The following is a 25,936-nucleotide window of genomic DNA, read 5'->3' as shown; positions in this document are numbered from 1 at the left end:
GGGTGCTGATCCTGCGTGCGCGATACTGGGATTGAACCAGTGACCTCTTCCGTGTCAGGGAAGCGCTCTCCCGCTGAGCTAATCGCGCGGGGTCGAAACCTCGCGGCTCCGGAAGCCCTCAGGCCTCAGTGGACGATACTGGGATTGAACCAGTGACCTCTTCCGTGTCAGGGAAGCGCTCTCCCGCTGAGCTAATCGTCCTTGGAGGTGGAGACGGGATTTGAACCCGTGTAGACGGCTTTGCAGGCCGTTGCCTCGCCTCTCGGCCACTCCACCAGGAGTGCGGGGGTTCGGGAAGATCCCCCACGTTGCTGCGAGCGGACGACCAGGTTCGAACTGGCGACCTCAACCTTGGCAAGGTTGCGCTCTACCAACTGAGCTACGTCCGCTTGTCGGTTCCGGCCCGCTTGCGCGACCCGGCGACGAGTTGAACTCTAGCGGATTCCGGGGCCAGCACAAAAACGCGTTTGTGCAGCGTGCTGCGTTGCGTCCAGTCCGAGACCCGTCCGGGTCCGCCCGCGGGGCGCCCGTCCTAGACTCGACCGTGTGCCCGACCTCCCTCCCCTCGCCCGCTTCGGCAACCTCGTCGCCACCGGTCTCACCGATGTGACCAGCGACGCCGCCGCCCTGGACTCCTCCGGTTTCTGGGCCGTGTGCGCGGACTACGAGGGTGATCCGGTGTGCGCGCGCTTCAGTGACGTACGTCGCGAGCCCGCGCCCGCCCCGGTGCCGGGGGAGTGGCACGGGCCGGGCGTCGGCGACTGGACGTCGTCCCTCGACCGCGCCGGGTACACGGCGGGCGTCCGCCGCATCCGCGAGCACATCGCCGCCGGCGAGGTGTACCAGGCGAACCTCTGCCGGGTGCTGTCCGCCCCCGTCGCACCCGACGCCGACGTGGACGCCCTGACCGCGCTGCTGGCCCGCGGCAATCCGGCACCTTTTGCAGGAACGATTCGCCTCCCGGGGCACGGCGTCGAGATCGCCACCGCCTCGCCCGAACTCTTCCTGCGCCGCGACGGCCGGGTCGTCGAGTCGGGCCCGATCAAGGGCACCGGCCGCACCGAGGCGGACCTCCTGGAGAAGGACTACGCGGAGAACGTCATGATCGTCGACCTGGTCCGCAACGACATCGGGCAGGTCTGCGCCACCGGGTCGGTGACCGTGCCCGACCTGTGCGTCGTCGAGAAGCATCCGGGGCTCGTGCACCTGGTGTCGATGGTGCGCGGCGAACTGCGCGACGGCGCCGGCTGGCCGGAGCTGCTCGCCGCCGCCTTCCCGCCCGGCTCCGTCACCGGCGCGCCGAAGTCGAGCGCCCTGCGCATCATCGACGCCCTGGAGACCGCGCCGCGCGGCCCCTACACCGGCGGCATCGGCTGGGTCGACGCCGACCGGGGCACGGGCGAGCTGGCGGTCGGGATCCGTACCTTCTGGATCGACCGGGCCGCGGGCGAACTGCGCTTCGGCACGGGCGCGGGCATCACCTGGGGGTCGGACCCCGAGGCCGAGTGGCGGGAGACCGAGCTGAAGGCCGCCAGACTGCTCGCGGTAGCGTCGGGAACGTACGAGGCGAGTGGGAGGACCCTTACGTGAAGATCTGGCTCGACGGCGGACTGCAGGACATCGACTCCGCCCGTGTCTCCGTCCTCGACCACGGACTGACCGTGGGCGACGGCGTCTTCGAGACCGCGAAGACGGTCGACGGCCGGCCGTTCGCGCTGACCCGCCATCTCGACCGCCTGGCCCTCTCGGCCCGCGGACTCGGTCTGCCCGAGCCCGACCTCGACGAGGTGCGCCGCGCCTGCTCGGCCGTGATCGAGGCCAACCCCGTGGCGCTCGGCCGGCTCCGCATCACCTACACCGGCGGTGTCTCGCCGCTCGGCTCCGACCGGGGCGACCACGGCCCGACCCTCGTCGTGGCCCTCGCCGAGACCGCCCGGCGCGCCGACTCCACCGCCGTGATCACCGTCCCCTGGACCCGCAACGAGCGCGGCGCCCTCACCGGCCTGAAGACCACCTCGTACGCGGAGAACGTCGTCGCCCTGGCCCGCGCCCACGAACAGGGCGCGACCGAGGCGCTGTTCGCCAACACGGTGGGCCGGCTCTGCGAGGGCACGGGCTCCAACGTCTTCGTCGTCCTCGACGGTGAGATCCACACCCCGCCGGTCGCCTCCGGCTGTCTGGCGGGCATCACCCGCGCCCTCGTCGTCGAGTGGACCGGCGCCCGCGAGACCGACCTGCCGCTGGACGTCCTGGACCGCGCCGACGAGGTGTTCCTGACGTCGAGCCTGCGCGACGTGCAGTCCGTGCACCGCGTCGACGCCCGTGAACTCTCCCGCACCCCGGGCCCGGTGACGGCCAAGGCGATGCGGGTCTTCGACGAACGGTCCGGCGACGACCTCGATCCGTGACGGCCGCGGATATTCGGCAGACTCCACGCACCGTGGCGGGTAGAACACCCCTGATGACCACCACCCTGCGGCCCATCGAGCCGCTTCAGCACGCCGCCGACGGAGTCCGTTCGCGCCGCTACCAGGTGTGCGTGAACAGCCGTCCCGCAGGCGAGATCCACCTCGGTACGCGCCCCGGACCCGGTTCCTCGGCCGCCCGGATCCTAAATCTGCGCATCGACGAACCCGACCGGCGGCGCGGCCGGGCCACGGTGGCCGCGCTCGCCGCCGAGGAGGTGGCCCGGGGCTGGGGCTGCCGGCGGATCGAGGCGTCCGTCCCGGCGGACGCCGAGCCCGCGCTGCGCCTGACCCAGGCGCTCGGCTACGTCCTGCGCAACCGCAGCATGCGCAAGCCCCTCGACGGCACCCCGCCCGCACTGCCCGAGGGCAGCCGGGGCCGGCCCATGACCGAGGCCGAGTACGAACTCTGGAAGGAGGCCGGGCTGGAGGGCTACGCCCAGGACCTGATCACCCGTGGTGTGCCCGATGCGGAGGCGTACGCCAGGGCAGCCGACGACTACGTGCGGTGCCTGCCGCGCGGAGTGGCCTCCGCTCACAACCTGTGCAGCGTGCTGGAGCACGAGGGCACGAGGGTCGGCACGCTGTGGCTGTCGCTGGCCGACGACGCCGCCTTCGTCTACGACGTGGAGGCGGACGCCGCGCACCGGGGTCGCGGCCACGGCCGCTCGCTCATGCTGCTGGCCGAGGCCCAGGCCGTGGCGGCCGGGAAGACCGCCATCGCACTCAACGTCTTCGCGGGCAACGCCCGGGCCGAGTGCCTGTACGACTCCCTCGGCTACGAGACGACGGCCCACCATCTGTCCAAGCCCCTGCTCTGACGGCGGTGAGGTGCGGGCGCGTGGCGGCGGGGGCGTGGCGGTAGGGGGCGGCGGACACGGAAGGGCGCCGCGGATCCTCGCGGGGCCCTCGCGGCTGGCCGGTGTCAGGCGTCTCCGGCCAGCAGTCGGTCGGCGATCTCCTCGATCCGCTCGCGCAGCCCGGTCTGGCTCTTGCCGCCGTCGAGGCGCTCGCCGCCGATGACGTACGTGGGGGTGCCCGTCACACCGATCGCCTTGCCCTCGGCCTGGTCGGCGTCGACGATCAGGATGTGCCGGCCGTCGATGAGCGCGGTGTCGAACTCCTCGGCGTCCAGACCGAGTTCCCGGGCGACCTCGACGAGGAACGGCTCTCCGGTCCGGTCCAGCTCCTCGACCCGCCCGAGCACGGCCTCGACGTACGGCCACGCCCGCCCCTGCTCCGCGGCCTCCTCGGCGGCCTGGGCGGCTGCGAAGGCGTGCTTGTGCTTCTCCAGCGGGAAGTGCCGCAGCCGCACGTCCAGCCGGTCGCCGTAGCGGGCCCGCAGCGCGCGGATGTCGTCGAGGGCGCCGCGGCAGTCGGAACACTGGAGTTCGCACCAGACGTCCAGGACGACGGCGGTCGGCAGGGGGGAGGAGTCGCTCATGGAGATCAGTCTTCCAGCTGCCCGGAGCCGGGGCCGACCCCGAGGGGACCCGGAGATGTCCCTGAGGTCTCCCCGGACCATGGCATATCGGACGCGTGGCGGTGCAGGATGGAAGGGACGCAACGAGACCGACCGACCGCGCACCGCCTGGAGGACCGGATGATTGCCGAGACCGTCTGTGCCGCCGTCTCCGCGGCAGGCCTGGGCATCGCCGCGATCACGGCGTACCGGAAGCGTTTCCTCAGGGCGGCCCGTATCGCCGCCTACTCCCTCGTGCCCCTCGGTCTGGTGATGACCGGTGTCGTCGAGTGGCTGGCCGACACCGCGTTCAGCCCGACCGCGTGGGCCGGTTTCGGAGTGCTCGGGGCCGCCTGGTTCCTGTTCATGACCACCCGCGCAGTGGAGCGCCGCCGCCAGGCTTCCGGGAAGGACCGCAAGGAGGCCAAGGCGTCCCGCACGGGTGCGATAGCCCCGGCGGCCTCGGCGCCCTCGCTGGGGCAGGGGTCACGGCCGGCGGCCCGTCCCGCGGCGGCGCCCCGGGCCGGTGGCTCGGGTGCGGCGGCGGGGGACGACTTCAGCGACATCGAGGCGATCCTGAAGAAGCACGGCATCTGACCCGGGGGAGGGCGAGGTCCGGCCACCGAAGGGGCTCCGCAGGGAACCGGGGGGCTCCGGACTGAAACGACACAGTAGGTCGGGCGGCGACCCCGAAGTGATCACGTTCGCTCCGTACGTTGTGGATATTGGCGAACTCTCCGTCATTCCGGGTGGGTTGATCGCGCGGAGGGTCTCCGCTGCGTCATCATCGCGGCGAGATGCTGGACACAACACAGAGCGACACCGTCGCCCCATCCAAGGAGCGGCGAGGTTGTCTCTTCGCGCTCTCCCAGCCACCGCTGATGATCTTCCTAGCGGTGATCGGCTGCCTGCTGCTCATGGCGTCACTGCACGATCTGCTGATGCTCTGATCCGTAAACGGAGCCCCTGGCGTCATCCGTCGAGGGCTCCGTCAGTCTCCGTCCCCGTGCTCGACCCCGGAGCCCGTGTCGATCTCAGCGTTCGGGGCCGACCGACGGCTCAGCCGGCCGCCTCCTTGCGGCGAGCCCGGTAGGCGGCCACGTGCAGGCGGTTTCCGCAGGTGCGACTGTCGCAGTAGCGGCGCGAGCGATTGCGCGAGAGGTCGACGAAGGCGCGCCGGCAGTCGGGGGCCTCACAGCGACGCAGCCGCTCCTGCTCCCCGGCGACCACGAAGAAGGCCAGCGCCATGCCGCAGTCGGCGGAGAGGTGGTCGGCGAGCGACGCGCCGGGCGCGAAGTAGTGCACATGCCAGTCGTAGCCGTCGTGGTCGGTGAGGCGGGGGGTGGTGCCCGCCGCGGCGATCAGCTCGTTGATGACCGAGGCGGCCGAGGCCGGCTCGGCTGCCGCGAAGATCTCCGCGAACCGGCCGCGGACCCGGCGCACGGCCGCGAGGTCGAACTCGGACAGCACCCCGACATCGCTGATGTCGTGCTTTTGTACGAAGTCGGCGAGCGCCGCGACGGTCGCGAGCTCGTCGGTCGCCGTCTCGTCGTCCGGCGCGGTGTTCACCAGATCCACCACGGCATCGAGGGAACACCGGGTGTCGTGGGTGATCAGCACGTTTCGCTCCCTGGCCTGCGTGGGTCGGGCGGGCGCCCGCCGATGCTGGCCGATGGTAATCGCTCGGCGAGGCGGTGGGCCGGTGCGAACCGGCCCGGAGCACCCCGGCACGAGCGGAACGGGCCAGGGACCCGCTTGGTGCCCGGCTCTCGTCACATTCGGTGACGGCACCAGGACGCCGCCGCGCGGAGGTCCGCGACGACGGCGTCGTTGGGTCGGCCTGAAGCCGTATTCGGTTGTCTTGGCCCGAGCCGTCTCCCCGAGTGGACGGCGCCGGGCGGCTCTGTGGGGGCCTCGCCCTAGCTTTCGGCCAGGATGTGCGAGAGCTCCTGATCGAGGTCGAAGTGCCGGTGCTCCGTGCCGGGTGGCACGGCGGCGTCTGTGCGCTTCAGGAAGGACTCCAGGGCTCGCGCCGGGGCTTCGAGGAGGGCTTCGCCCTCCGGGGAGCTCAGGGCGATGCACACGACGCCCTGGCCGTGGCTGCGGGACGGCCAGACACGGACGTCGCCGGTGCCGGTGGGCCGGTGCAGGCCCTCGGCGAGGAGGTCGCGGGCGAACACCCATTCGACCGTTTCCTCTGCTCCGGTGTGGAAGGTGGCGTGCACGGCGTAGGGATCGGCCGTGTCATACCGCAGTCCCGCGGGAACAGGCAGTGAGGACTCGCTCGACACAACGAGGCGCAGGTGCAGCTCGCAGCTGACCGTGGTGTTCATAAGCGCCAAGGCCTTTCGCTCAGTGTGCGCTCGGGGATTCGCACGTCGGCGAAATCGACATGCCACCTACGGTGCCGTTGTAAACCCCTCTGGGAGTTTTGCGTTGCTTTTGGTAGCTCATCCGGCCGAGACCGTCTTCGGTGGGTACGACCATTCCGGTGACCGGTTTCTCTCCGGTAGGGTTTGGCCGTATGGACACGGGGAGTCACGGAACGGGGGAGGTCGGTGTGGCGGCCGACGGAACGAAGAGTGACACGGACGTAGCGAACTGTGAGGCCGATGTGGCCAAGAACGAAGCGCCGCTCGGATCTCGTGCGCCGGAATTCGTCAAGGCGCGGCGGATGCTGCACGTGAGCTGGCAGGTGGCTGTCTTCGTCGTCGGCCTCGCGGTGGTCGTCGCGGGAGTGATCATGCTTCCGCTGCCCGGCCCCGGCTGGCTCGTGATCTTCGGGGGCATGGCGATCTGGGCGACGGAGTTCGTCTGGGCCCAGCTGGTGCTCCGCTGGACCAAGCGGAAGGTCTCGGAGGCCACCCAGCGCGCCCTCGACCCCAGGGTCCGGCGCCGCAACATCATTCTGACGTCGATCGGCCTGGTGATCGTGGCCGTGCTGGTCGGTTTCTATGTCTGGAAGTTCGGCTTCGAGATGCCCTGGAACATCAAGGACCAGTGATCGGCGGCGGGCCGGCGCAATGGCGGCGAGCGTGGTCGGGGGCACCCGCTGACATGGGGTAATGTTCTTCCTGCGTCCGGGCGATTAGCTCAGTGGGAGAGCGCTTCGTTCACACCGAAGAGGTCACTGGTTCGAACCCAGTATCGCCCACCGGATGACGGCGGCCCGGTCCATGGAAACATGGACCGGGCCGCTTTTCGTCGTCGGTACACATGCCTGTCGGCACCTGCGCGAGCCTTAGGAATGGTGGAGGCCCGAGGCCCGGTCCGGGCCCCTCGACGGTTCCGGGTGGCTGCGGTGGCGCCCTCGGGTGAGTTCGAATTTGGCCGGATCCAGTTCCTCCTCGCCCTCGGCCGGGGGCGGTGCCCGGCTGGTCCGCCATGGTCCCGGGTGGGTTCGGCGAGAAAAGCCCGGGGGTGCCCCACTGACTCCTTTCCGTCTCTCCGGTTCACCGCTCCTCGACGTCCGTCGCGTTCGGCCCGTCGATCGCAACTCTCCGACCTGCGCATACGGTTGACCGACCGTCACCTGCGACCTCGGCGCCCCGGGTGCGGGGGTGAGACCGCTTTCCATCAATTCCTGTCCGAATCATTGACGTCTCCTGAGGCTCTCCGTACCTTGTGCCAGCAAGCGCTTACTTGAAACGATTCATGGCGCGGACGCAACGTCGCGGGGAGGCTCAACCATGCAGCAGAACAGGAACGTTGAGAGGCGGACGGTCCTCAAGGCGGCCGGAGCCTCACTGGCCGTCGCGGGGCTGGGGGCGACCGCCACGGCCTGCGGCGGCGGCAGTGGCGCGGGAGACGGGACGGTGACGATCCGTTACGCCTGGTGGGGTGCCGAGGACCGCGCGGAGCGCATCAAGAAGACCATCGCGCTTTTCGAGAAGAAGTACCCGAAGATCAAGGTCAAGACCGACTTCCAGCCCTATCCCGACTTCTGGAAGAAGTTCAACACCCAGGCCTCCGGTGGAAATCCGCCGGACGTGTTCCAGAATGCCATCGGTTTCCTTCGGAAATACGACGCGAAGAATGTGCTGCTCGATCTCGGCCCCCAGGTCGAAGCGGGCCACCTGTCGTTGGAGGGTTTCAGAGCGGGCCTGGAGAAGTTCGGCGAGGTCGACGGAAAGCTGCTCGGAGTGCCGGTCGGGTCCAACTCGATGGCCCTGGTGATCGACAAGCCCGTCTACACCAAGTCCGGGGTGAAGCCGGAGCAGGGCTGGACCTGGGACGACTTCGACGCCGGGATGAAGAAGATCCGCGACAAGACGGGGCGCGCCGGCGACAGCGGCATGTACGGCGTCATGTACCTCTACGACCTCTACCTGCGCCAGAACGGCAAGGCGTTCTTCACCGAGGACGGGCTCGGCTTCACCGAGGCGGATCTGAAGCAGTGGTGGTCGAAGGCCAGGAAGGGCATCGAGGAGGGCCTCTACGCCGACCCGAAGAAGGTCGCCCAGATCAAGCCCAAGTCGGCGGTCGCCGCGGAACTCGCCGCCGGTGAGTTCACCTGGGACAACTTCACCGTCCGTTACTCCGCCGAGGGCAAGAGCGAGTACGGCCTGGCCCCCATCCCCACCACCGACGGCAAGAAGACCGGCCAGTACCTCGGCTCCCTCATGCTCAGCGCGTCCAAGCGCACCCAGCACCCCAAGGAAGTCGCCCAGTTCATCGACTTCATGGTGCACGAACCCGAGGTCGCCAAGATCATGGGATACGACCGCGGGGTGCCGGCGACCCAGGCCCAGTACGACGCGTTCAAGCCGACCGACCCGGTCAACAAGGCGATCGCCGCGTACGAGGAGTCCCTCGTCGCCTCCGGTGTCCTGGAGCCCATCACCCCGCACCCGAACGGCGCGGACATCTGTGAGGCCGCGTTCCTGCGCATCGGCGAGGAACTCGGCCTGGGCACGCGCTCGGTGGACGACGCCGTCAAGCAGTTCTTCACCGAGTCGAAGACGGCTCTCGGCAGCTGATGGGAACCGCCGTGACACACGCCCCTGCGACGGAGGACCTGACCAAGGACTCCGAGCCGCGGCACCGTCCGGCCAAGGCTCCCCGCCCCGCCGCACTCAAGCGGCGGGGCCGCCGGGAGAACCTGGCCGGCTATCTCTTCATGTCCCCCTGGATCGCCGGTTTCCTGCTGCTCACGGCAGGCCCGATGATCGCCTCGCTCTACTTCGCCTTCACCGACTACAACCTGTTCGACGCGCCCAGGTGGATCGGCCTCGACAACTTCTCCGAGATGTTCGCCGACCCGCGCTGGCGCCACTCGGTGCGGGTCACCCTCTGGTACGTCGTCGTCGGCACACCCCTGAAGCTGATCGCGGCCCTCGGCGTGGCGCTGCTCCTGGCCCAGAAACGGCGTGGACAGGCCTTCTACCGGGCCGCCTTCTACGCGCCGTCGCTGATCGGCGCCAGCGTCTCCATCGCGATCGTCTGGAAGGCGATCTTCTCCGACGACGCGATCGTCGACCGCACGCAGCAGATCGTCGGCATCGACGTCGGTGGCTGGACCGGCGACCCGGAAATGATCATCTACAGCCTGGTGGCGCTCACCGTCTGGCAGTTCGGCGCCCCCATGGTCATCTTCCTCGCCGGTCTCAAGCAGGTCCCGCGTGAGCTGTACGAGGCCGCCGAGGTCGACGGGGCGGGCCCCTGGCGGCGCTTCTGGAACATCACCCTGCCGATGATCTCCCCGGTCCTCTTCTTCAACGTCCTGCTGGAGACGATCCACTCGTTCCAGATCTTCAGCTCGGCGTACATCGTCGGCGGCGGCGCCGGAGGCAATGCCTGCGGTCCGGCCGACGGCTCCATGGTCTACACCTGTTATCTGTACGTCCAGGGCTTCGAGAACAGCCGGATGGGTCTGGCCTCCGCCATGGCCTGGCTGCTGCTGGTCGCGGTCGCCCTGGTGACGGCGGTGCTGTTCTGGTCCCAGAAGCGCTGGGTGCACTACGAGGAGGGTGCCTGATGAGCGCACAGGCCACCGAGATCACCCCGGCCCCGGGACCCTCCGCGAGAACGGGTGCCCTGCGTCGCAGGCTCCCCGGCTCGCTCGCCTGGCACATCGGGTCGCTCGCGATCCTCGCGGTGATCCTCTACCCGGTGATCTGGGTCGTCGGCGGCTCGTTCAAGAAGAGCGAGGACATCGTCGGCAGTCTGGACCTGCTGCCGAGCGATCCGATCATCGCGAACTACACCCGGCTCTCCGACGGCATCGCCGACATCCCGATCTCGACCTTCTTCCTCAACTCGCTCACGCTCGCCGTGGGTTCGGTGGTCGGGATCCTGGTGTCCTGCTCGCTGACGGCCTACGCCTTCTCGAAGATCAAGTTCGCCGGACGCAATCTGCTCTTCACGCTGATGATCGGCACACTCCTGCTGCCGTACCACGTGTTGCTGATCCCGCAGTACGTGCTGTTCCGCAACATGGAACTGATCAACACCTACACCCCGCTGCTGCTGCCGAAGTACCTGGCCACGGAGGCGTTCTTCGTCTTCCTGATGGTGCAGTTCATGCGGAACCTGCCCAAGGAGCTCGACGAGGCGGCGCGGCTCGACGGCTGCGGGCACTTCCGGATCTACTGGTCGATCGTGCTGCCGCTGTGCCGGCCCGCGCTCATCACCAGCGCGATCTTCACGTTCATCAACTCCTGGAACGACTTCATGGGCCCGCTGATCTATCTGAACGAGCCCGACAAGTACACGGTCTCGCTCGGGCTGAAGATGTTCGTGGACCAGGACGGGGTCGCCAACTACGGCGGCATGATCGCGATGTCGCTGGTGGCGCTGCTGCCGGTGCTCGCCTTCTTCCTCGCCTTCCAGCGCTACCTGATCGACGGCATGGCCACCTCGGGACTGAAGGGCTGAGGTGAGCTGACCATGGCCCAGGCCCGTGCCCGTGCGAAGGCCGCCGCGCCCCGCGGGGAGTCCGTGCTCGCCGAACGGTTCGCGCTGTTCGCCGAGTGTCTGCTCACCGGCGTGTGGATCGCGCTGGCCTCGCTGCCGCTGGTGACCTACCCGGCCGCGTTCGCCGCCGGCTCCCGGCATCTGCGGCGCCGCACGGCCCATGAGGGCGGCGGCTGGCGGGAGTTCTGGGCCGACTTCGGTACGGCGGTGCGCGGCGGCTGGCTCGTCGGACTCGCCGGATGGGCGGCGCTCGCGGCGGTGTGGGTGGACGTCCAGGCCGTACGCGCCGGGATTCCGGGCGGGACGCCGGTCGGCGCGGTCGGTGTCCTCGCGCTGATCGGGGCCGTGGTCGCCGGACTGCGCGCGGCGGCGGTCTGGCGGCCCGGCGTCACCTGGCGGGCGCTGCTCGGCGCGGCCGGGCGGCGGACCGTGCTCGACCCCGCCGGGTCGTTTCTGCTCGTCGGCGGACTGGCCGTCGTGGTCTGTTCCGCCTGGTTCGTCGCGCCGCTGGCGATCCCGGTGCTCGGGGCCGTCGCGGCGGCGGCCGTCGCCGTGGAGGAGCGGTACCGCCGCCGCTGACCGCGGCGGGCGGTGCCGTCCGTTCAGGTCGACGCCCCGGAGGTGTCGTACCTCTCTCTGTCATGCCCCTGACTATCAGCACGCAAGACTTCCCGTACGGAAAGGAAAGGCCATGTCCCCCATCGACCGCAGGTCCCTTCTCAAGGCGGCCGCCGTCGCAGGAGCCGCAGCGCAGGTCAGCTGGGCTCTAGGGAGTTCGAACGCGCAGGCCGCGCCCCTGGCCGAAGCGGCGGAGGCGGATCCGGTCACCCTGGACTGGCTGGAGGACGGCGGGCTCGGAGCCGCCCCCGGTTCGACCGTGGGTGTGCCGTGGCCGAAGGGCGCGTACGAAAAAGAACAGTCGTTTTCCTTGACCGACGGTGACGGCAGGGCCGTGGCCGTGCAGTCCTGGCCGATCGGCTACTGGCCCGACGGCTCCCTGAAGTGGACCGCGCACGCGGTGGGCGCGGGGGCCGGCTCCGGCAAGCTCACCCTCGCGGCGGGCACACCGGCCGCTCCGGAGAAGAAGGTCACCGTCGACAAGCGCGGCACGACCATCGACGTGTCGACCGGTGTCATCACCGCCAAGATCGGCAAGTCCGGCTCCACGCTGGTGAAGTCCGTGCTCCGCGGCTCCACCGAGATCGCCCACAACGGCCATCTGGTGCTGCTGCGCCAGCCCGAGATCGAGGACGGCGACCAGGGCACCGAGAAGTTCCAGCGCTACGAGAGCCTCATCGACGAGGTCGAGGTCGAGCAGGAGGGCCCGGTGCGTGCCGTGGTCCGCATCGACGGCAAGCACCGCAAGGGAAGCCACAGCTGGCTGCCCTTCTCGATCCGCCTCTACTTCTACGCGGGCGCCGAGTCGTTCCGCATGGTGCACACCATCACCTTCGACGGCAACCAGGAGCCCGGAAAGGCCGGCGGCGACTTCGTCCGCGGCATCGGCGTCCGCTTCGAGGTACCGATGCGCGACGCCGCGTACGACCGCCACATCCGGATCGGCGGCGAGGGCACGGGTCTGCTGCGCGAGGCGGTCAAGGGTGTCACGGGCCTGCGGCGCGACCCGGGGACGGCGGTGCGCACCGCCCAGTTCGAGGGGAAGAAGCTGCCCGACCCGTCCACCTGGGACCAGCGCGTCACGACCCGCCTGCAGTACATCCCCGAGTGGGGCGACTACACGCTCTCGCAGCTGTCCGCCGACGGCTTCGGTGTCCGCAAGCGCACCAAGAAGGGCCACGGCTGGATCCCGGCCGGCGGTGGCCGGCGGGCCAGCGGCTTCGGCTACGTCGGTGGCGCGTCCGGCGGGTTCGCCTTCGGCCTGCGGGACTTCTGGGAGAAGTTCCCCGCCCAGCTCGACATCCGCGACGCGCAGACCGACACCGCCGAGGTCACCCTCTGGCTCTGGTCGCCCGAGGCACGGCCCATGGACCTGCGCTTCTACCACGACGGCATGGGCCAGGACACCTTCCCCGAGCAGCTCGAAGGCCTCAACATCACCTACGAGGACTACGAGCCCGGGTTCGGCACCCCCTACGGCATCGCCCGCACCAGCGAACTCCTCTTCTGGGCCCATGAGTCCACCCCGGGCGCCGAGGACATGGCCAAGCAGGTCGAGGCCGTCCGCACGCCCCCGCAGCTCGCGGCCCCGCCCAAGCAGCTCGTCAAGGCGGGCGTCTTCGGCAGGCTGTTCGCCGAGCCGGACCGCTCCACCGCCGCCAAGGCGAAGATCGAGAACCACCTGGACTTCCTCTTCACCTACTACAAGGACCAGGTGGAGATGCGCCGGTGGTACGGCTTCTGGGACTACGGCGACATCATGCACACCTACGACCCGAGCCGTCACCAGTGGTGCTACGACATCGGCGGCTACGCCTGGGACAACTCCGAACTCTCGCCGGACCTGTGGCTCTGGTTCGCCTACATGCGCTCCGGCCGCGCGGACATCTTCCGCTTCGCGGAGGCCATGACCCGCCACACCGGCGAGGTCGACGTCTACCACCTCGGCAAATGGGCCGGCCTCGGCACCCGGCACGGCGTCCAGCACTACGCCGACAGCGCCAAGCAGCAGCGGATCGCCAACACCACCTACCGCCGCTACTACTACTTCCTCACCGCCGACGAACGCGTCGGCGACCTCATGCACGCCAACGTCGACTCCGACGAGACGTTCCTCGTCCTCGACCCCATCCGCAAGATCCGCACCGAGCCCTACACCCCCGACCGCAACGCGCTGTCGATCGGCTTCGGCACCGACTGGTCCGGGCTCGTGTCGGCGTGGCTGACCGAGTGGGAGCGGCGCGGCCCCAAGTGGGAGAAGGCCAGGGCGCGCGTCCTGTCGACCATGGAGACGATCGCCGCCCAGCCCAACGGCTTCGTCCAGGGCACCGGACTGTACGACCTGGACACCGGGAAGTTCGCCGTCGCGGACAAGCCGGTGGTCGGGGTCTCGCATCTGTCGGCCATGTTCGGGCTGGTCGAGATGTGCGCGGAACTACTCGACCAGATCGAGATGCCCAAGTTCAAGGAGGCCTGGCTCGACTACTGCCGCTACTTCAACGCGACGAAGGCGGAGCAGGCCGCGCGCTACGGCTCCAATTTCGGCAGCCTGCTGCTCTTCCAGGGCCATTCGCGACAGGACGCCTACGCCGCCGTGCAGTTGAAGGACGACAAGCTCGCGGCCCGTGCGTGGCGGCAGTTCTACAACAGCGCCGACACCTGGGACTACAAGGAGTCGACCGACTGGACCACCAAGAAGATCGAGGGGCCGACGGCGCTCGTGCCGGGCAGCGAGGCGGCGTGGGTGTCGACCAACGCGACCGCGCTGTACGGGCTGGCGGCGATCCAGAACCTGGCGTTGGTGGGCGACAAGATGCCGTAGCGCTCCGCTGGGTTGAGCGGGGGGCTCGGGGTGGCTGGGGTGGGTGGGGAACCGCGGGATCGTCGTGGCTGGTCGCGCAGTTCCCCGCGCCCCTGACGGGGCGCGCCTCAGCTCAGCCTTCCCAGGAGGTCCCGCACTCGTCGTGCGTCGCGCAGGCGCTGTTCGTAGGTGGCGCCCGCCGCCAGCAGGAACAGGCCCGCGAGTGCGGGAGGCGCCCAGCGGGGGAGAGCGTCCACGGCCTGGGCGATGTAGGGGGCCAGTTCGTGCAGGGTGACCAGGGTGAGCGTGCCACCGCCGAGGAGCAGGGGAGCCTGGAGGCGGTGGCGGGCGCCCAGGAGCGTGATCAGCAGGGCGGCGGCGCCCAGCAGCAGGGGGCGGAGCCAGTGCGCGTCGCCCCAGGCCGCGACGAGGCTCGGGACGAGCGTGACGGCGAGTCCCGGGCCGTACGCCGTCCAGGACGAGGCGGTCAGGTCCCGGCGCCGGCGCAGGTGGCCGACGAGCAGGGCCGGGACGGTCACCGCCAGGGTGTACGCCTCGGGGGAGCCGACGTCCCAGATGGCCAGCCGTACCCAGGAGGCCAGCACGAAGAGGACGGTGGCCGCGTAGCCGAGCCGACGGCGGTCCGGCCGTAGGGCGGTGCCCGTGGTGATGACTCCGCAGAGCGCGAGGGCCAGGGCCAGCAGCGGTGGGTGTGCGGCACAGAGGGCGAGGGACAGGAGGCCGGCCGCGGCGCCGGTCGCCTCGACGGGGATCGTCAGGGGAGAGTCGCCGAGGCGGGCCGCGAGCAGGGCCGCGACGGCCGGCACGGCGAGGACGAGCAGTGCCGTGTGCTGCGGCTCCCAGCCGGCGGAGGCGCCGATCGCGCAGGTCAGGACGGTGGCGTGGGCGAGGGAGACGGGGGCGGTGAGGGCACCCAGGTCGGTGCGTCGGGCGGCCGCCGCCGCGAACACGACGGTCGAGGCGGCGAGGACGGTGAGGGTGGCCGGCTCGGTGGCCAGGGAGTGCAGGGCCAGGCCCAGGGCGGTGACGAGGGCCAGGACGGCGCCGGTGAGGGGCAGCGGTGCCTGGAGGCGCCCGGGTTCCGCCGGCCGCACGAACGCGGCGAAGCCCAGTGCGGCCACGACCAGGAGGCCCTGCGCCACCAGCCCGGCCGTGAACGGCAGTTCGAGGACCGGGGGGAGCACCAGGACCGTCGCCCAGGTGAGGACGAGGGCGCCGACCAGGGCCGGGGTCCGCCATGTCACGGTGCGCGCGGCCACGGCCAGCACGCCGGCGACGACGGCGAGCACGAACGGCACGGTGGCCGTGTTCGGCGGCCAGGGCGCGTCGAGCGTCACCGCCGCGCGGGCGTCCACGGGCGCACCCGACCAGATCCGCTCGATCCGGCCGACCGGGCCGAGCAGCGCGATGGCCACGGTCGGCAGCGCGGTGGCCACGGCGAGGCCCTGGACCACGGCGGAAGCGTGCACGAGGCCCCGGCGTACGGGCCCGGGGGCCCGCGTGCGTACGGCCGCCGACAGGGCGAGTCCGCACAGGAGATGGGCCGGGACCGTCCACACCTCGGGCAGGACCGAGCGGGCCATGCCGCCGGCGCCGACGACCACGAGGAGCCCGCCGGTGAGCGCGGCCCCGAGGGCCAGGGCCCGCTGCGGCGTGACCCGGGCGGTGGTCAGGGCGATCGCCGCGCCGAGGGCGAGGAGCGCCGCCGCACGGGCGGCGGCGCTCGGGCCGGCGGCGGCCCACGAGAGCCACCCGGCCGCCAGTACACCCCACGCACCCCAGCCGAACGCGCCCACCAGGGCGACGATCCGTACCGGCTTGAGGGGCACCCGGAGCGCGATCGCGGTGTCGGCCGCCGCTGTCACCAGTAGCACGGCCGTGACCGTCTCCACGCCCGCGTCCACCGCGAACGACCACAGGAGTAGGGGGAGTTGGGCGGCGACCAGCGCGAGGGGGAGGGGCAGGACGAGGGGGCCGCGGGTGGGCGCCTCGCCGGTGTCGGCCGCCGGAGCGCGCAGGACCAGACCGTACGCCGCCCACACCACCGCGAGCACCGCCGCCGCGACCGCCGCGTACCCCGTGCCGTCCGCCCCGGTGAGCGCGACCTCGTGCAGGGCGTACGCGTCCAGGACGGTCAGGGCGAGACCGAGGCCCGACACCGCCTCGGCGGTCGAGCGCAGGCCACGGCGCAGGAGCACCGAGGGCGCGCCCAGCGCCGCCACGGTCACCACGCCGAGCACCAGGGCCCGGCCGCCGATTCCGATGTGGCCCCAGCTGACCAGGGTGAACGCGATCGCCGCGACGGTCAGCAGGACGCCCCCGAGGACCAGCAGCACGTTCTGCACGTTCGGCGCCGTCGCCTCGGGGCGCCGCGCGGGCGCGGCGGTGGGCGTGCCGGGTGCGGACGCCGGCGCGTACAGGGCGGCGACCAGCCAGGCGCGGCGCGTCAGCAGGAACATGCGGCGGGCGTCGAGCTGCCGCAGTTCGGCGTCGAGGACCCGCAACTCCTCGGCCGGGGACGGAAAGTGCGTCATGTCACGGAGTGTGGTCGGCGTCACGCCGCCCGACATGAGTGCGCGTACTCAAGGGGGTACTCAGATCCCCCGCCAAGGGCCCCTGTACAGGCACAATCCGACCATGGACTGGTGCCACTACCGTTTCCGCAGCCACTGGAACCTGCCCGCGCCGCCCGCCGCCGTGTACGACGTGCTCCAGCGGCCGGAGGACTATCCGCGCTGGTGGCCGCAGGTCCGCGAGGTGACCCCGATCGACGACACCACCGGCACCCTCCGGATCCGCTCCGTCGTGCCGTACGACCTCGTGCTCACCGCGCGGGCGGTACGGCGCGACCCGGCGGCCGGCGTCCTGGAGATCGAGATGACCGGTGACCTGAACGGCTGGGCCCGCTGGACGGTCGGCGCCGACGGGCCCGGCGCGCTGGCCCGCTACGACCAGGAAGTCGACGTCACCAAGCCCCTGCTGAGACGGCTGGCCGTACCGGGACGGCCCGTGTTCCGCGCCAACCACGCCCTGATGATGCGGGCAGGACGACGAGGACTCCTCGCGTACCTCACGGAACCTGGCCAAGCGGTTTGAACCAGACCCGTCGGGACCTGTATTGTTCAGTCCGTTCCCGGGCGATTAGCTCAGTGGGAGAGCGCTTCGTTCACACCGAAGAGGTCACTGGTTCGAACCCAGTATCGCCCACCGGGTAGAGCCGGTCCGCACACGCGGACCGGCTTCTTTCATGCCGCCGCGGGCATGTCCGGACGCAACGGCCACGCCGGGTCCACCGCCTCGTCCGTGCCGCTGCGCGCGAACCAGGCCTGCAGGCCGCGCGCCTGCGCCGCGTGCCACACGGCCTGCAGCGTGTGCAGTTCGGCGGGGGAGAGACGGGCCAGCCGGGTGGCGAAACGGCGCCCCACCGCGCGGACGACGTCCATCGCCGCCTGCGCGTCGGCTCCCGCGTCGTGCGCGCCGTCCAGTACGACCTCGTAGTGCGCGCACAGGTCGGTGAGCGTGCGCCGGCCCTTGCGGTAGCGGTCCAGGTGCTTGTCCAGGACCCGGGGGTCCAGGACCCGCAACGGCGTGGCCTCGAACCAGTGGTCCAGCGACGAGGCGCGATGCCGCCGCAACTCACGGTCCAGCAGCGTCAGATCGAACGGCGCGTTCATGACGACCAGCGGGCGGCCGCGCACCGCCTGCTCCGCCAGCGCCCTGGCTATCTCCTCCATCACCGGCGCCGGCCAGCGGCCGTCGCGCTGCAGCTGCTCGTCCGTCAGCCCGTGCACCGCCGTCGCCGCGGCGGGCACCGGCACGCCCGGGTTCACCAGCCACCGGGTCACCCGGGGGCGGGTACCGGGCGCGTCCTGGACGACCACGGCCGCCGACACGATCCGGTCGGTCTCGACGTCCACACCCGTGGTCTCCGTGTCGAACGCCGCCAAGGGCCCCTCGTACCAACACGTCATCTGTCCACAACTCCTCGTTCACCCACGGCAGCTGACGTCCCGTCTTCTGCCAGTTTGGTGATACCCGGGCTGTTTGCGCCGTACGCCGGAAGGAGACAACAGAAGTACGGGTCTGCGCAGTTCAGCGGCTCGGTACGGGGAAACACCAGCACTGGAAGGCTGTTGGTCATGGCCATAGCGCAGCCCGAGCGGGGCGGGCTGCTGCCCGAGCACGCGGCACCGCTCCGCGGCTCCCTCGCCACCACCGCCTGCATGGAGACCCTGCAGGTGGGCTATCTGCACGCGGTGGCCGCCGCGGCCGGCTGCTCGCTCTCCCAGCCCTTTCCGGACAACGGCATCGACTGGCACGTCAGCCACGGCTCGCCCGGTCACACGGTCGACGACGAGGTCACCATCAAGGTGCAGCTCAAGGCCACCTACCAGCTCGCGCCGAACCCGGCCGGCCGGTCCTTCTCCTTCACCCTCGACAACCAGCACCTGGCGAAGCTGGCCCGCACCCCCGTCTCGGTGCACAAGATCCTGGTCGTGATGATCGTCCCCCGCTCGCAGGAGCAGTGGCTGCGGGCCGGCCACGACCGACTGGACCTGCGGCACTGCTGCTACTGGATCAACCTCGCCGGACACCCGATCACCGGTAGGCACCGCACCACCGTGCGCATACCGACCTCGCGCATCTTCGACGACCGAGCGCTCTGCGAGATCATGACGCGGGTCGGAACGGGAGGCAGACCGTGACCCACGGCCCCATCGACGACGACGGCTCCGGCACGCGCCGCTACGACGAGGGACCCGGCCGACGGCCCTACGACGACGCGTCCGCCCGACGCCCGCGACGTGCGGACACGTCGGACCGGCGTCCCTACGCCGAGGACGGGACGGCGAGCCGTCCAGGTGGCGAGGACGGCCGGGCGCCGCGACCCGACGCGGAGGGCGCGGCCGTACGCCGTCCCATCGGGGAGCCCGTACGCCCGGTACGGTCCCACCCCGTCGAGCCCACCTGGACCCGGCCGCCCGACCCCGACCAGGTCGACCCCGCGGTGCTCGGCACCCTGCTGCGCCGGCACGGCTGGCAGCGGCGCGGCGGAGCCACCGGGCGGTACGGCCGCTGGACCCCGCCGGGGCCGGCCGGGCGGGGCATGAGCCTGCTCGTGCCCGAGAACCGGGCCTTCCCCGACAGCGACGACCTGCTCGGCGAAGCCCTCACGGCCCTGTCCCGGAGCGGCTCGCCCGCCGCGCGGGACGTGTTGGTCGCGCTCACCGTGCCCAGCGACGAGATCCACTGGTGGCGGGACGTGCCCACCGGCCCGCTGGGCACCGCCTCCTGGGGCGTCGAGGACCAACTGCGCTCGGCCGCCCGTCAGATGCTCCTCGCGGCGGCACTGGCCACCCGCGCGCGTGCCGGGTACTACGGCGCCCGGCACCGCCTGCCCGCCGCCGCCTGTCTGGACGGCGTCCTCGTCGGCGCCGCCCCCGGCGGCCGCCGCCTCACCGCCTTCGTCCCCGTGGCCGGCGGCCGCCCCCTGGCCCTGCGCCTGCACCAGGCCCTCTACGCCGCCCGCGAGGCCATCGACTACCAGCGGGCCACCGGCGGCATGGAGGCCTTCGACGGCGCTGTCGAGGCCGGGGTCAGCCATGAGCTGACCGAGGCGCTCGTCGCCCTCGTCCGCGGCACCGAGGGCGCCCGGGTCGCCGTGGACTGGGCACCCGCCGCCGGGGTCCCCGAGGGGGGCACGGCGCCGGCCGAGCCCGTCGAGTTCTCCCCGGGCGACCTGCCCGTGCTGCGCGAGGCCGGCGCCCGGTATCTGCGCGAGGAGCCCTCGATCCCGGTGCGGATCACCGGGGTCGTGGTCCGGATGCGCCGGTCCGCCGGGCGCGGCGAGGGCACCGTACGGCTGCGGGTCCTCGCCGGCGCCGAGGTGCCGCACGTGCGCATGACCCTGGACGAGGAGTCGTACCGGATCGCGGGCCAGGCCCACCTCGTGGGACTGCCGGTCCGGGTGCGCGGGAGGCTGGAGAGCCGCGGCGGGTTCCGGCGGCTCACGGACGCCGACGGCATCGCGCCCGTGCAGGTCGACGAGGCGGAGCGGGACCGGCTGATGAAGTCGCTGCAGGAGACCGCGGAGATCACGGCCTTCTTCGAGGAGGCCTGCGGAGGGGACTGAGGTATCTGTTTCGCGAGGAGCACCCCGGGCTCGGTACGATCCTTCCCAAAGGCCCTGGCCGCAGCAGACCGACCGGGCCGCCCCTTCAGGTAGGAGAAACCGGTGTCCGACGTCCGTGTGATCATCCAACGCGATTCCGAGCGGGACGAGCGCGTGGTGACGACGGGCACTACGGCCGCCGACCTCTTCGCCGGCGAGCGCACCGTCGTCGCCGCTCGCGTGGCCGGGGAGCTGAAGGACCTCGCGTACGAGGTGCGCGACGGCGAGACCGTCGAGGCCGTGGAGATCTCCTCCGAGGACGGCCTCGACATCCTGCGCCACTCCACCGCGCACGTCATGGCGCAGGCGGTGCAGGAGCTGTTCCCGGAGGCCAAGCTGGGCATCGGCCCGCCGGTGCGGGACGGCTTCTACTACGACTTCGACGTGGAGAAGCCCTTCACGCCCGAGGACCTCAAGGCCGTCGAGAAGAAGATGCAGGAGATCCAGAAGCGCGGCCAGCGCTTCTCGCGCCGCGTCGTCACCGACGAGGCCGCCCGCGAGGAGCTGGCGGACGAGCCCTACAAGCTGGAGCTGATCGGCCTCAAGGGCTCGGCCTCCTCCGACGACGGCGCGGACGTCGAGGTCGGCGCCGGCGAGCTGACGATCTACGACAACCTGGACGCCAAGACCGGTGACCTGTGCTGGAAGGACCTCTGCCGCGGTCCCCACCTGCCCACCACCCGCAACATCCCGGCGTTCAAGCTGATGCGCAACGCGGCCGCGTACTGGCGCGGCAGCGAGAAGAACCCCATGCTCCAGCGCATCTACGGCACCGCCTGGCCCTCGAAGGAGGAGCTGAAGGCGCACCTCGACTTCCTCGCCGAGGCCGAGAAGCGCGACCACCGCAAGCTGGGCAGCGAGCTGGACCTGTTCTCCATCCCGGAGCAGATCGGCTCCGGCCTCGCCGTCTTCCACCCCAAGGGCGGCGTCGTCCGCCGGGTCATGGAGGACTACTCGCGCCGCCGCCACGAGGAGGAGGGCTACGAGTTCGTCTACACCCCGCACGCGACGAAGGGGAAGCTCTTCGAGACCTCGGGCCACCTGGACTGGTACGCCGACGGCATGTACCCGCCCATGCAGCTCGACGAGGGCGTGGACTACTACCTCAAGCCCATGAACTGCCCGATGCACAACCTGATCTTCGACGCGCGCGGCCGCTCGTACCGCGAACTGCCGCTGCGTCTCTTCGAGTTCGGGACCGTGTACCGGTACGAGAAGTCGGGCGTCGTGCACGGCCTGACCCGCGCGCGCGGTTTCACCCAGGACGACGCGCACATCTACTGCACCCGCGAGCAGATGGCGGACGAGCTCGACAAGACGCTCACCTTCGTGCTGAACCTGCTGCGCGACTACGGTCTGACCGACTTCTACCTGGAGCTGTCCACCAAGGACCCGGAGAAGTTCGTCGGCTCCGACGAGGTGTGGGAGGAGGCCACCGAGACGCTGCGGCAGGTGGCCGAGAAGCAGGGCCTCCCGCTGGTCCCGGACCCGGGCGGCGCCGCCTTCTACGGGCCGAAGATCTCCGTCCAGACCAAGGACGCGATCGGCCGTACCTGGCAGATGTCGACGGTGCAGCTCGACTTCAACCTGCCGGAGCGCTTCGACCTGGAGTACACCGGTCCGGACGGTGCCAAGCAGCGCCCGGTCATGATCCACCGCGCGCTGTTCGGCTCCATCGAGCGGTTCTTCGCGGTGCTCCTGGAGCACTACGCGGGCGCGTTCCCGGCCTGGCTCGCGCCCGTCCAGGCGGTCGGTATCCCGATCGGCGACGCGCACGTGGAGTACCTGCAGACGTTCGCCGCCGAAGCGAAGAAGAAGGGGCTGCGCGTCGAGGTCGACGCCTCCTCCGACCGTATGCAGAAGAAGATCCGCAACGCCCAGAAGGCCAAGGTGCCGTTCATGGTCATCGCCGGTGACGAGGACATGGCGGCCGGTGCCGTCTCCTTCCGCTACCGCGACGGCTCGCAGGAGAACGGCATCCCGGTCGAGGAGGCCATCGCGAAGATCGCGCAGGTCGTGGAGGACCGCGTCCAGATCTGAGGCGTACCCGCGCCGAGGCCGAGGCGAGGCCCCCGGAGAGTTCAGCTCTCCGGGGGCCTCTGCTCGTCCTCCCGCGCGAACACCTGGAGCAGCCACGTCCCGAACGAACCCGTCACCGTGCCGAGCAGGGCGAGACCGCAGGCCATCAGGAACACGGCGATCGTCCGGCCCATCGGCGTCACGGGCGTGACGTCCCCGTACCCCACCGTGGCGAGCGTGGCGCAGGTCCACCACACGGAGTCCCCGAACGTCAGGATCGTCGCGTCCGGTGCGTCGTGTTCCTGCTGGTAGACGGCGAGGGCGCCGGTGAAGCCGAGCAGGGTCACGGACAGGCCCGCGTAGACGGCCACGCGCGCGTGCAGGGAGAGCCGGGGCCGTTCGTGGCGGCGCTGCACGGCGTCGTGGATCTGCACCACCCGCAGGGGGCGCAGCAGCGGCAGCACGAGCACGATGGTGTCCAGCCAGTGGACGCGCACGAACTTCGCGCCCAGTCCGCTCAGCCGCCAGCGCACCGCGTAGTCGAGGACGAAGACCGCCCAGCACACCATGGTCACCGCGAGACAGAGGTCGAGCCAGACCTGGGGGAGGCCATGGGCGAGCACCCGTACCGCGTACGAGGCGAGGAAGAGGGCCGACGCTCCGGCGAGGACGCGTCCGGTGCGCCGCTCCCAGCGGAGCGTGCGGCTGTCGAGGTCCATCGCCTCAGCTTGGGCCCGCCGGTCCCGCCCGGGTACCCGCCGACACGCCGCGAACGGGCGAAGCAATATGCTGCACTGCATGACGAGTGAGCCGGAGCAGCAGATCGGAGTGGGAACGCAGGACGCGTTCCAGCGCCTGTGGACGCCCCACCGGATGGCGTACATCCAGGGTGAGAACAAGCCGACCGGTCCCGGAGCCGGCGACGGCTGTCCGTTCTGCTCGATCCCGGCGAAGTCGGATGAGGACGGCCTGGTCATCAGGCGCGGCGAGCATGTCTACGCGGTGCTCAACCTCTACCCGTACAACGGCGGCCACCTCATGGTCGTGCCCTACCGGCACGTCGCCGACTACACGGACCTCACCGGGCCGGAGACCGCCGAGCTGGCCGAGCTGACCAAGCAGTCCATGACCGCCCTGCGCGCCGCCTCCGGCGCGCACGGCTTCAACATCGGCATGAACCAGGGCACGGTCGCGGGCGCCGGCATCGCGGCCCACCTCCACCAGCACATCGTCCCCCGCTGGGGCGGCGACACCAACTTCATGCCGGTCGTCGGCCACACCCGGATCCTGCCCCAACTCCTGGCCGACACGAGGAAAATGCTCGCGGAGGCGTGGCCCACGGTGTGACCGCCGGGCCAGGTCGTTGTTCGTCCGCGGGTGTGTGGGGGTTCTCGCGCAGTTCCCCGCGCCCCTGAACACCCAGGCCCTGCGGACCTGAAAAGCGACGGTGCTGCGGACCCGAAAAGCAAGGGGCGCAGCCCCTGCTTTTCAGGGGCGCGGGGAACTGCGCGACCAGCCCCCACACACCCGCACCCGAACACGGCCTCCCGCCCTCCACGCACCCCCCGCCCAAGCCGAGCGCAGCGCTCACGCGTCGTAGAGGTCCGCCTTCCGCGGCGACACGTCCTGCACCGCCCCGCTGAGGAACCCGGCCCGGGAGCCGAACTTCTCGGTGTCCACGCCGTTGTCCTTGAGGACCTTGATCGCGGCGTTGTGCACCACGCGGAGCACGGGCGTGGCGGCGCGCAGCGCGTCGTCGGCCATGAAGCGGTGCCGCCAGGGCTGGTCGGCCCAGGCGTGCCGCAGACCGAACGGCTCGGGCAGGCCGATGGAACCGCCGAGCCAGTTGAGCAGCGGCGGGTACCAGGTCAGCGGGGCACGCGCGGCGAGGCGTACGACCTCGTCCGCGTCGACGAGGGGGAGCTTCACCTTGCGGGTCTCCCAGAACCTCAGCGACTTCTGGACTTCCTTCTCCTTGGCCGCCGGCCCGGTCGTGAACAGCCCGTGCACCGGGCCCAGGGCGTGTCCGGTCACCTCGATGCGGAGCGTCTGGTGCAGCACGGTGACCGTGACCATCATGGTGATGATCAACTGGCCGTCCCAGAGCGTCCACTGGACCCCCAGGTAGTGCCGGTTGCCGCTGCCGAAGTGCTGCTTGTTGCAGATCTCCTGTATCGCGTGCGACTTGAACTGGTAGGCGTCCACGTCGGTGCTGTCGGGGCGGGCCACGGCGCCGGCGCCCTCGCCGATGGGGCTGACGATCCAGTGCTTGATGGAGGGCGCCGTGAAACCACCGGTGTTGAGGGGGGTGCGCTCCAGCATGCGCAGCTGGTCGTGGATGGCGCGTATGACGTCCCAGCTGCGGAACGGGTGGATCTCCTTGCCCGCCTCGGCCGGCACGAGGTCCTCCGCGAGCTGCCAGGCGCCCCAGCGGGTGCCCATGCCGAGGATGCCCTTGGGGCCGGCGTAGAAGACGAGGTTGGAACGCTGCTCCGCGCTGAGCCGGGCCAGTTCCTTGCGCAGTTGCTCGGCCTTGGTCTCGTTGGGGCTGCCGGGCACGGCCTCGGGGATCTTGGCGCCGACGCCACCGCCGGCCAGCAGGCCGGACCAGCGGTCCCGCAGGTCCGCGGCGGCGCGCTCACAGATCTGCTTCGCCCAGAACCAGCCGACCACGGGCAGCACGACGCAGGCGCGTGCGTACCAGGCCCAGATGCCGTCGAACGGCATCCTGAGCAGGAAGATCACGGCGAGGGCGCCCACGGCGAACAGCAGTGTGGTGCCGAGGACGCCGGCGCGCTTGTCACGCTTGGCGACCGTCGTGCGGATCTGGAAGACGAGCAGCCACAGCAGCAGGCCGGGCAGGAAGAGCAGGCCGCACAGGACCATCACCGCCGAGAGCCAGTTGTCGCGCTCCCGGCGGATGTTGTTCGCCGCGAGGCAGTGCTCGACGACGACCTGCGGTTCCATGCCGAAGGACTGGATGAGGGGTTTGCGGCCCGCGCCGACCATCCGGTCCCGCACCGCGAGGGAGAACGCCTCCCCGAGGTTCGGCCGGAAGATGGTCGCCCACTTGCGGCCGGGTTTCACCGTCGACTTGTGCCAGTCGTTGTTGGCCTTGAGGATCTCCGCGATCTCGTTGTCCCGGTAGGCCGCGGACGCCAGGGCGTACGTCGCCGCCGTCTGGCCCGCGGTGCCCATGAGCGGCACCTGTGCCCCGGGAGTGAAATCGAAATTGTCCGCCACCGCCGCCGCCCCCATCGCCGCACACTCGCTCCTGCGGCTCTTCCCGACTTCCGTGCTCCGCACACCTGTTGATCAGGCCATAACCCGATCCGGGCCCGATCGAGCCATATTGTCGATCAGGTGATCAGCGTATCCGCAGCGGTGGACACCGCGCGGTGCGAAGAACGGACATTCACGGAACCCACCGGCCGTGGAACGGCGTTGCCCCACCCGCGGCACCT

The 25,936-nt window shown here is 70.8% G+C and carries 23 protein-coding genes and 6 tRNA genes; 18 read left to right on the top strand and 11 right to left on the bottom strand.

Going from position 1 to position 25,936, the window contains the following annotated elements; genetic code table 11:
• Positions 1-16 precede the first annotated feature (16 nt).
• The 4 genes from H4687_RS09225 to H4687_RS09210 all read right to left on the bottom strand — a co-directional run bounded on the left by H4687_RS09225 (position 17) and on the right by H4687_RS09210 (position 389).
• Positions 17-88, bottom strand: a tRNA-Val gene (locus H4687_RS09225).
• 41 nt (positions 89-129) lie between these two features.
• Positions 130-201, bottom strand: a tRNA-Val gene (locus tag H4687_RS09220).
• A gap of 1 nt (position 202) precedes the next feature.
• Positions 203-276, bottom strand: a tRNA-Cys gene (locus tag H4687_RS09215).
• A 40-nt stretch (positions 277-316) separates the two neighbouring features.
• A tRNA-Gly gene (locus H4687_RS09210) sits at positions 317-389 on the bottom strand.
• 157 nt (positions 390-546) lie between these two features.
• Here H4687_RS09210 and H4687_RS09205 point away from each other — a divergent pair.
• Genes H4687_RS09205 through H4687_RS09195 form a run of 3 tightly spaced genes read left to right on the top strand, consistent with a single transcriptional unit; the run spans position 547 to position 3,286 of the window.
• The gene (locus H4687_RS09205; protein ID WP_046916952.1) at positions 547-1,590 is read left to right on the top strand and encodes a chorismate-binding protein; all 1,044 of its coding nucleotides are present in this window, start codon (positions 547-549) and stop codon (positions 1,588-1,590) included.
• Entirely contained in the window at positions 1,587-2,408 is an 822-nt protein-coding gene (locus tag H4687_RS09200; RefSeq protein WP_046916953.1) for an aminotransferase class IV, read from the top strand. The genes H4687_RS09205 and H4687_RS09200 overlap by 4 nt, the downstream gene beginning before the upstream one ends.
• Before the next feature lie 53 nt (positions 2,409-2,461).
• Positions 2,462-3,286 carry a GNAT family N-acetyltransferase gene (locus H4687_RS09195; RefSeq protein WP_046916954.1) on the top strand — a complete coding sequence of 275 codons (825 nt, stop codon included), beginning with the start codon at positions 2,462-2,464 and terminating at the stop codon, positions 3,284-3,286.
• A gap of 104 nt (positions 3,287-3,390) precedes the next feature.
• Here H4687_RS09195 and H4687_RS09190 read toward each other — a convergent pair whose 3' ends face one another.
• Complete coding sequence (locus H4687_RS09190; RefSeq protein WP_046916955.1) at positions 3,391-3,909, bottom strand: DsbA family protein; 519 nt, start codon at positions 3,907-3,909, stop codon at positions 3,391-3,393.
• Between the two features lie 159 nt (positions 3,910-4,068).
• Between H4687_RS09190 and H4687_RS09185 the strand changes: the two genes are divergently transcribed.
• Together H4687_RS09185 and H4687_RS09180 are read left to right on the top strand one after the other, a co-directional pair.
• Positions 4,069-4,524 (top strand): hypothetical protein, encoded by a 456-nt coding sequence (locus tag H4687_RS09185; protein WP_046916956.1) that lies wholly within the window; start codon positions 4,069-4,071, stop codon positions 4,522-4,524.
• A 200-nt stretch (positions 4,525-4,724) separates the two neighbouring features.
• Complete coding sequence (locus H4687_RS09180) at positions 4,725-4,877, top strand: hypothetical protein (protein WP_167358641.1); 153 nt, start codon at positions 4,725-4,727, stop codon at positions 4,875-4,877.
• A gap of 109 nt (positions 4,878-4,986) precedes the next feature.
• Here the strand turns inward: H4687_RS09180 and H4687_RS09175 are convergent, their stop codons facing one another.
• Together H4687_RS09175 and H4687_RS09170 are read right to left on the bottom strand one after the other, a co-directional pair.
• A complete protein-coding gene (locus H4687_RS09175) occupies positions 4,987-5,547 on the bottom strand; it encodes a CGNR zinc finger domain-containing protein (RefSeq protein WP_046916957.1) in 561 nt (186 codons plus the stop codon).
• Positions 5,548-5,846: 299 nt separating this feature from the next.
• Positions 5,847-6,260: an SsgA family sporulation/cell division regulator gene (locus H4687_RS09170; RefSeq protein ID WP_004002642.1), complete on the bottom strand. Its 414-nt coding sequence runs from the start codon at positions 6,258-6,260 to the stop codon at positions 5,847-5,849.
• Between the two features lie 191 nt (positions 6,261-6,451).
• Here H4687_RS09170 and H4687_RS09165 point away from each other — a divergent pair, with 191 nt between their 5' ends.
• The 7 genes from H4687_RS09165 (at position 6,452) to H4687_RS09135 (ending at position 14,281) form a co-directional block, all read left to right on the top strand.
• Positions 6,452-6,931 carry a TIGR02611 family protein gene (locus H4687_RS09165; protein WP_046916958.1) on the top strand — a complete coding sequence of 160 codons (480 nt, stop codon included), beginning with the start codon at positions 6,452-6,454 and terminating at the stop codon, positions 6,929-6,931.
• A 78-nt stretch (positions 6,932-7,009) separates the two neighbouring features.
• Positions 7,010-7,081: transfer RNA gene (locus H4687_RS09160), tRNA-Val, on the top strand.
• 535 nt (positions 7,082-7,616) lie between these two features.
• On the top strand, positions 7,617-8,906 hold the full coding sequence (locus H4687_RS09155) for an ABC transporter substrate-binding protein (RefSeq protein ID WP_046916959.1): 1,290 nt from the start codon (positions 7,617-7,619) through the stop codon (positions 8,904-8,906).
• Positions 8,906-9,904 (top strand): carbohydrate ABC transporter permease, encoded by a 999-nt coding sequence (locus tag H4687_RS09150; protein WP_046916960.1) that lies wholly within the window; start codon positions 8,906-8,908, stop codon positions 9,902-9,904. The genes H4687_RS09155 and H4687_RS09150 overlap by 1 nt, the downstream gene beginning before the upstream one ends.
• Entirely contained in the window at positions 9,904-10,803 is a 900-nt protein-coding gene (locus H4687_RS09145) for a carbohydrate ABC transporter permease (protein ID WP_005485401.1), read from the top strand. The genes H4687_RS09150 and H4687_RS09145 overlap by 1 nt, the downstream gene beginning before the upstream one ends.
• Positions 10,804-10,815: 12 nt before the next feature.
• On the top strand, positions 10,816-11,421 hold the full coding sequence (locus tag H4687_RS09140) for a hypothetical protein (RefSeq protein ID WP_046916961.1): 606 nt from the start codon (positions 10,816-10,818) through the stop codon (positions 11,419-11,421).
• A gap of 112 nt (positions 11,422-11,533) precedes the next feature.
• Positions 11,534-14,281, top strand: coding sequence for an exo-rhamnogalacturonan lyase family protein (locus H4687_RS09135; protein ID WP_046916962.1), 2,748 nt, complete (start codon positions 11,534-11,536; stop codon positions 14,279-14,281).
• 107 nt (positions 14,282-14,388) lie between these two features.
• Here H4687_RS09135 and H4687_RS09130 read toward each other — a convergent pair whose 3' ends face one another.
• Positions 14,389-16,815, bottom strand: coding sequence for an SCO7613 C-terminal domain-containing membrane protein (locus H4687_RS09130; RefSeq protein WP_050398545.1), 2,427 nt, complete (start codon positions 16,813-16,815; stop codon positions 14,389-14,391).
• A gap of 103 nt (positions 16,816-16,918) precedes the next feature.
• Here H4687_RS09130 and H4687_RS09125 point away from each other — a divergent pair, with 103 nt between their 5' ends.
• Together H4687_RS09125 and H4687_RS09120 are read left to right on the top strand one after the other, a co-directional pair.
• Positions 16,919-17,377 (top strand): SRPBCC family protein, encoded by a 459-nt coding sequence (locus H4687_RS09125; RefSeq protein ID WP_046919871.1) that lies wholly within the window; start codon positions 16,919-16,921, stop codon positions 17,375-17,377.
• A gap of 39 nt (positions 17,378-17,416) precedes the next feature.
• Positions 17,417-17,488, top strand: a tRNA-Val gene (locus H4687_RS09120).
• 38 nt (positions 17,489-17,526) lie between these two features.
• Here H4687_RS09120 and H4687_RS09115 read toward each other — a convergent pair.
• Complete coding sequence (locus tag H4687_RS09115; RefSeq protein WP_046919870.1) at positions 17,527-18,252, bottom strand: 3'-5' exonuclease; 726 nt, start codon at positions 18,250-18,252, stop codon at positions 17,527-17,529.
• A 168-nt stretch (positions 18,253-18,420) separates the two neighbouring features.
• Here H4687_RS09115 and H4687_RS09110 point away from each other — a divergent pair, with 168 nt between their 5' ends.
• From H4687_RS09110 to thrS, 3 genes are all read left to right on the top strand, one after another.
• Positions 18,421-18,987 (top strand): DUF4365 domain-containing protein, encoded by a 567-nt coding sequence (locus H4687_RS09110; protein WP_020114449.1) that lies wholly within the window; start codon positions 18,421-18,423, stop codon positions 18,985-18,987.
• The gene (locus tag H4687_RS09105) at positions 18,984-20,414 is read left to right on the top strand and encodes a hypothetical protein (protein ID WP_046919869.1); all 1,431 of its coding nucleotides are present in this window, start codon (positions 18,984-18,986) and stop codon (positions 20,412-20,414) included. Before H4687_RS09110 ends, H4687_RS09105 begins: the two co-directional genes overlap by 4 nt.
• Before the next feature lie 102 nt (positions 20,415-20,516).
• Entirely contained in the window at positions 20,517-22,493 is a 1,977-nt protein-coding gene (gene thrS / locus H4687_RS09100; RefSeq protein WP_046919868.1) for a threonine--tRNA ligase, read from the top strand.
• A gap of 41 nt (positions 22,494-22,534) precedes the next feature.
• On the opposite strand, the gene H4687_RS09095 is transcribed toward thrS, so the two are convergent.
• On the bottom strand, positions 22,535-23,191 hold the full coding sequence (locus H4687_RS09095; protein WP_046919867.1) for a potassium channel family protein: 657 nt from the start codon (positions 23,189-23,191) through the stop codon (positions 22,535-22,537).
• Positions 23,192-23,258: 67 nt separating this feature from the next.
• Here H4687_RS09095 and H4687_RS09090 point away from each other — a divergent pair, with 67 nt between their 5' ends.
• Entirely contained in the window at positions 23,259-23,819 is a 561-nt protein-coding gene (locus H4687_RS09090; protein ID WP_046919866.1) for an HIT family protein, read from the top strand.
• A 240-nt stretch (positions 23,820-24,059) separates the two neighbouring features.
• Here the strand turns inward: H4687_RS09090 and H4687_RS09085 are convergent, their stop codons facing one another.
• A complete protein-coding gene (locus H4687_RS09085) occupies positions 24,060-25,730 on the bottom strand; it encodes a hypothetical protein (RefSeq protein ID WP_046919865.1) in 1,671 nt (556 codons plus the stop codon).
• Between the last annotated feature and the right edge of the window lie 206 nt (positions 25,731-25,936).

This window comes from Streptomyces stelliscabiei (genome assembly GCF_014873495.1).
Taxonomy (GTDB): domain Bacteria; phylum Actinomycetota; class Actinomycetes; order Streptomycetales; family Streptomycetaceae; genus Streptomyces; species Streptomyces bottropensis.
The sequence above is the reverse complement of the archived record's forward strand: the minus strand, read 5'-3'. Positions and strand labels throughout refer to the sequence as shown.